The following is a 5138-nucleotide window of genomic DNA, read 5'->3' as shown; positions in this document are numbered from 1 at the left end:
TCCCGTGAAGCATAAATTTCTTGTTCTGGGTTTTCCATATACATTTTTTTGTGTATAGCTATTTTAGGACAAGACAAACCACCCCGCCCTATGGAAACGACTCCAACTGAAGAACCACCCCGCCCTATGGGCACCCCTCCAAAGGAGGGGAATGTAGGACGCGTATATATTAATGAAACGCAATTTTTTGCGAATGTTCCCGAAGTGGCTTGGAATTTCTATATCGGTGGCTATCAACCTGCCCAAAAATGGCTGAAAGACCGCAAAGGTCGCGAGTTGAGTTATGAGGATATTTTGCATTATCAAAAAATCATTGTGGCGTTGAAAGAGACGGATGGGATTATGGGGAGGATTGATGGGGTTTTGGAATTTTAAAATATTTGCAGATGTATGATATAATTATTGACACTAAAAATTTTGAAGGCTATTATTTGAAAGATTTGGAAACTGAATTTAAGTTTTTACCAAATGCAAATACTATTAATATTATTATTGGAAGTAATAATTCAGGGAAGAGCAGATTTGTGAGGAATCTTGTTAATCACCAATTCGGGATTTATTCAAAAAATGAAAATCTAAAAATAATAATAAATGAATATAATAGAATAATACAACTAATTATTAATTCTTGTAATCAACAATTAAAAAATTATAAAAATCGCAATATATCATCATTTGCATCAGATTTAGAGAGAGGTCTTAAGAATAATTTCAAATTTATTGATTATGAAGATTTATCAAATTTTGAGGAATTTATTAACTTTAATAATGCAAAAAAAAATAATTTAATACGATTGGTTCCAAAAATTAATGATTTTGATATTGCATCAATAAATCTCAGTAATTTATATAATGAAATTTCAAACAAAAGTAAATATTATATACCTACGTTAAGAACATCTCACTCGTTATATTCTGTACACAATGAAAATTATAAAAAAATTGAAGCAGATATATATTCCAATACATACAGAAGGAATTATAAAATTGATGAAGATGTTCAACTTTTTACAGGACTACAATTATATATTGAGATTTTAAATGCACGAAATTCAGACAGAAAGACAAGAGAAAATTTTCAAAAATTTGAAGACTTTATCAGTGTTAATTTTTTTAATGGTAGGCAAACTGATATTGTTGCCAATTTTGATAAAAGAAAAAATATGGAAGGTAGTAATCTTGAAGAAACTATTACCATACATATTCAAGGAGAAAATACTACCCGTAAAATATCAGATATTGGCGACGGAATACAAGCTCTAATTGTTTTAATGTATCAGATTTTTATGGCTGAAGATGAATCTTTTATATTCATTGATGAACCGGAGTTAAATTTACATCCAGGAATGCAAAGACTTTTCTTGGAACAAATTTCTACTAATGAAGATTTAAAAAAGAAAAAGTTAAAATACTTTATAACCACTCATTCAAATCATTTCTTAGACTTAACAATTGAGAAAGAAGAAGTTTCAATTTATTCGTTTCAAGGAATTGTAGACGATAAAGGTGAAAATAAATTTATTATTAAAAATGTTAATGCAGGAGACAATAGTACTTTACGGGAACTAGGAGTAAATAATTCTTCTGTTTTTATGGCTAATTGCAGTATATGGGTGGAAGGCATCTCAGATAGAAATTATATTAAAGCATTTTTAAAATCCTATTTAAAATATAAAAAAGAGGTTTATAAATTGAAAGAAGATATTGACTTTGCTTTTTTTGAATATGCGGGTTCAAATATTAAACATTATCTTTTTTCTATTGAAGCCGAAGAATCAATGCAAGAAATAATTCTCAAAGACATAAAAGCTTTATCGCTAAATAATAGAATTTTTTTGTTAGCTGATTCTGATATGGCAACAAAAAATTCAAAAAAATGGAATCGACTTCAAGCTTTTGAAAACCAAAAAAAAGAGAACTTTATACCAAAAATAATATGGAATATTAGAGAAATTGAAAATCTTTTATCAAATGAAATTTGGGAAGATATTTTGATTGAATTATGTAATAAAGAGCTTTTAAAAAATCATAAAGAAGAAATTACAGAAAGAATTAAAAAAGCAACTTCTGAGGTGAAATCTGAAAAATATTCAAAGAAATATATTGGGAATTATTTAAATGAAATTAGGGTAAGCCTAGGAAAAATTGAAGGTAAAGATGTTTTGAATAAATCAATTTACAAAACAATTGATAATAAAACTTTTGGAACTTTAGTCAATAAGCGTTTATTAAGCGAAATAGTATTTGAAAGAGATTTTAGTTGGGAGGTATTCTCAAAAAATGAAGAGATTAAAATTTTGACTGAAGAAATTTATGAATTTATAAAGGGATAAAAAATTAAAATAAAGTTTATACGTTACGTCATCGCCTTCTTCCTCCCCTGGCTTTCCTTACTTTTACTTGGAAAAATACTTTCGAGTATTATTTGTTTAAGTGTTTAAATGTTTATGGGTTAAAAATCATTGCTACTGGGATTCTTCCTTCGTCAGAATGACAAGATGGTCGAGAGAGGTTTAAAGGGTTAAAAGGTTAAGGGTTTAAAAGGTTGGACGAAAAAGATGGAGGAGATTAAACCCTCGAAGGGTTTGAAACCTGCTAACAAAGCGAAATAGATTTAGTTCATTTATGAGTTGTATGGGTTGAGTGAGGATGAGATTGGGATTGTGGGGAATAGTTAAGAATCAATTTTAAAGGTGGGAGGAAATGTTTAATTAATTTTTTAGATTTGATACAGTTTATTGAGCCTACTCGGTTTGTGTAGGAGCGGTTATTACAACATAAATTTAAAAACCTTTTCAGCGATGGAAAGGTTTTTAATTGTTCTAAGTTATAGAATATTGCCTATTTTTGCGGTGTTTTTAACAAATGGTTTTCAACGGATAAATTTATATTTATGAGGAGGATATTTTTACTAATCTTATTATCTGCAAAGTGTTTTTCACAGGCACCTACAATTCAATGGCAAAAGTCATTCGGAGGATCTCAGCAAGAAAATGCTTATTCGGTTCTACAAACGGCTGATGGCGGTTATATCTTTTCCGGCAGGACAAATTCTGTGAATGGAGATGTTGTAGGATATCAATGGTCTTATAGCTTATTTAATGGCGATGTATGGATTGTGAAAACAGATGCTGTGGGTAGTATAGAATGGCAAAAATTATATGGAGGCTTTTCAAATGACGCAGGAATTAAAATCATTAATACCGCCGATGGTGGCTATGCTGTAGCCTGTGTTTCAGAATCAACAAATGGTACAGTAACCAATCCCATTGGAGGTTATGACTATTGGATATTGAAATTAGACGCTAATGGAGATTTGCAATGGCAAAAACGCTTGGGAGGTCCGGGTGATGACTTCGTCCGTGATATTAAACAAACTCCTGACGGCGGTTACATTGTTGTAGGATATTCTAGTTCTAATCTTCCTAACGGAAATGGTCTTAAAGAAGTGTACCTTGTTAAAATAAACAGTACCGGAACTACCCAATGGTGGAAACCTTATGGCGGAAGCAATGATGATATAGCAAATTCTGTTGCATTAACGCCAGATGGCGGCTACATCATAACGGGAACAACAAAATCATCCAACGGAACTTTTACCAGCAATCAAGGAATGTCTGATATATTCATTATCAAAGTTGATTCCCTAGGAATAATACAATGGCAGAAAACAATGGGTGGCACTAAGGAAGATTTTGGACAGTGTATCATTGTTCTTGCCGATGGAAGCTATTTGCTTTCTGCGGCTTCATCATCTAATGATGGTGATGTGACCACAATTAATCGTGGTTCAACCGATTTATGGGTTGTTAAAATGGATACCAGCGGTACTATTATCTGGCAAAAAAGCTATGGTGGCTCTTCTTCTGATAACTATCATGAAAGTGAAATTATACAAACTTCTGATGATGGATTTGTTATTTGCGGTTCAACTATTTCTGCTAATGGTGATGCCTCAGGAAACCATTCTTCTGGAAGTTATGATGCTTGGATAGTTAAACTTGACAGTGAAGGAATAAAACAATGGCATCGCTGTTTTGGTGGTGGCGGTGAAGATGATGGACATAGGATCGTTGAAACTGCCGATAAAGGGTATATGATTGCGGGAATGAGCAGAACAAATGTTAGTACCGGTGCAACTCCCGATTGGACTTTTAACGCTAATCGTTCGTTAGATGCTTGGCTGATAAAACTAAATCCCGATAGCTTTTTATTAAACAATGAAGAATTTACTAAAAAAAGCATAAGTGTATATCCAAACCCCGTTTCAGATGTTTTAAATATTGATCTTCCAAATTTCACCGAGTTATCCAAAATCATCATAACAGACATGCTTGGTAAGATTGTAGTGGAACAAACAAGCAACATCCCTAACGTTTCTGTTCAACATCTTGCAAAAGGAATATACACTATTGAGGTAATTGCTGAAGGCGAAAACTATAAATCAAAATTTATTAAGCAATAAGAAAATTATAGACTTACTCTAATCAAGTATTTTCAAGATTGGATAATTGAAAAAGCACCTTCAGATTTTCATGAACCTTATTGTTATATTTTGATGCATCAAAAAAACAATAATGCTTATTTTTATACTAGATATAATATTAAAGGTGGTGAAATAACTTATGGAATCGTTGCAAATTTACAACATAGAAATCTTCCATTTCAAGAAGTTCATCACCAGTTAAAAATTAATCAAGCATTAGGTAAATTTTCTATAGTTTGGAAAAATGAAGAAAACTTTAGTTTTAAAACAATTGATGATTTGATTTCAATTCAAATTAATCCTAAAGATGTTGAAAAAAGGTTGACAGATAATCTACAGGAGTTTATTAATTTCAACATTAACAATTATGAAAAAATACTGGAATTTATAAATTCAACTATTAAAATTTGAGATTCTTCCTTCGTCAGAATGACAAGATGGTCGAGAGAGGTTTAAAGGTTAAAAATTTAAGGGTTTAAAGGTTTAAAGGTTTAAAGGTTTAAGAGAGGTTTTTGAGTTTGAAAATTATGCAATTGAGATTCTTCCTTCGTCAGAATGACAAGATGGTCGAGAGAGGTTTAAAGGTTTAAAGGTTTAAAGGTTTAAGAGAGGTTTTTGAGTTTGAAAATTATGCAATTGAGATTCTTCCTTC

The 5138-nt window shown here is 31.3% G+C and carries 4 protein-coding genes; all 4 read left to right on the top strand.

Going from position 1 to position 5138, the window contains the following annotated elements; genetic code table 11:
• The first annotated feature begins 90 nt into the window (after positions 1–90).
• The 4 genes from AC23MC_RS15485 (at position 91) to AC23MC_RS15470 (ending at position 4897) form a co-directional block, all read left to right on the top strand.
• Entirely contained in the window at positions 91–375 is a 285-nt protein-coding gene (locus tag AC23MC_RS15485) for a type ISP restriction/modification enzyme (RefSeq protein WP_487569251.1), read from the top strand.
• An 11-nt stretch (positions 376–386) separates the two neighbouring features.
• Positions 387–2333, top strand: coding sequence for an AAA family ATPase (locus tag AC23MC_RS15480; protein WP_487569250.1), 1947 nt, complete (start codon positions 387–389; stop codon positions 2331–2333).
• A 560-nt stretch (positions 2334–2893) separates the two neighbouring features.
• Entirely contained in the window at positions 2894–4465 is a 1572-nt protein-coding gene (locus tag AC23MC_RS15475; RefSeq protein WP_487569249.1) for a T9SS type A sorting domain-containing protein, read from the top strand.
• Positions 4466–4558: 93 nt separating this feature from the next.
• Entirely contained in the window at positions 4559–4897 is a 339-nt protein-coding gene (locus AC23MC_RS15470) for a hypothetical protein (protein ID WP_487569248.1), read from the top strand.
• The last annotated feature ends 241 nt before the right edge of the window (positions 4898–5138 follow it).

This window comes from Flavobacterium sp. T50_26, assembly GCF_057652995.1.
The sequence above is the reverse complement of the archived record's forward strand: the minus strand, read 5'-3'. Positions and strand labels throughout refer to the sequence as shown.

Coding starts and splice junctions, on each gene's coding strand:
- AC23MC_RS15485 (WP_487569251.1), top strand. CDS start 91: ATGGAAACGACTCCAACTGAAGAACCACCCCGCCCTATGGGCACCCCT.
- AC23MC_RS15480 (WP_487569250.1), top strand. CDS start 387: ATGTATGATATAATTATTGACACTAAAAATTTTGAAGGCTATTATTTG.
- AC23MC_RS15475 (WP_487569249.1), top strand. CDS start 2,894: ATGAGGAGGATATTTTTACTAATCTTATTATCTGCAAAGTGTTTTTCA.
- AC23MC_RS15470 (WP_487569248.1), top strand. CDS start 4,559: ATGCATCAAAAAAACAATAATGCTTATTTTTATACTAGATATAATATT.